The 1,028-nt window shown below is 41.8% G+C and carries 1 protein-coding gene; it reads right to left on the bottom strand.

Translation table 11 applies throughout. The annotated features are described in order from the left end of the window. The coding region (locus AC1DUW_RS30285; RefSeq protein WP_477644368.1) for an aldehyde dehydrogenase family protein at positions 1 to 846 on the bottom strand (846 nt) is incomplete at its 3' end. Positions 847 to 1,028 lie beyond the last annotated feature (182 nt).

The raw sequence follows: 1,028 nt of genomic DNA, 5'->3' as shown, positions 1-1,028 counted from the left end.
ATCAAGGTCTGCGTCATCAAATACAATTAAAGGTGACTTACCCCCAAGCTCCATGGACGTTTTCTTTAAAGTATCGGCAGAGTTTTTGATGATTATTGTCCCTGTTGTCGTTTCACCTGTAAAAGAAATCGCTTTCACATCAGGGTGAGCAACAAGGGTACCTCCAGCAGTTTCACCGAATCCATGGACAACGTTGAACACACCAGCTGGAACTCCGGCTTTATGGACTATTTCAGCCAGTTTATTAGCTGTTAACGGTGAAAGTTCTGCTGGTTTTAATATAACTGTATTTCCTGTTGCCAACGCAGGCGCCACTTTCCACGTCTCTAGCATAAATGGTGCATTCCAAGGAGTGATCAAACCAACGACACCTAATGGCTCGTGGACCGTGTAATTAATGAACTCATCATCCATTGGGTAGGATTCACCATGTAATTTTGTCTGAACCATCCGCGCATAAAAATGGAAATTTTCAGCAGCACGGGCGGATTGTTTTCTCGTTTGGCTAATCGGCAGGCCGGTATCCAAAGATTCCAAAAACGCGATATCTTCAATCTCCTCATCAATGATATCTGCAATTCGATGAATGTATTTCATGCGCTCTTCCATTTTCATGTTGCCCCATGGCCCTTGCTCAAACGCTTGTTTTGCGGCCTTGACAGCTTCATTCATCTCTTCTTCGCGGCCTTCTGCAATACGATTTATCGATTTATTCGTAAATGGATTTTTATTTTCAAAAGAAGCGCCGGATTTGCTGTCAACAAACTGCCCGTTTATGTACAGTTTTACATCATCCACTTGCGTATGTGCTGCTTCTTTCTGTTTGTCAGTTGCTTGCGAATTCATTCTTTTCACGTCCTTTTTAGTACTCTCCCTTCTTTTAATAGAAAGTAAGAGTGTGGAGTATATAGCTTATTTCGTTGCTACGCCATCTTGTAAAATGGAATATTGTTTCAATACATCACGAATCTCGTTTTGCAATGCTTCAGATGGCAAATCCATCGGCTTACGAAGAACTGGTGTAATTT

The sequence above is a fragment of the Peribacillus sp. P4_C12 genome (assembly GCF_056402095.1).
The sequence above is the reverse complement of the archived record's forward strand: the minus strand, read 5'-3'. Positions and strand labels throughout refer to the sequence as shown.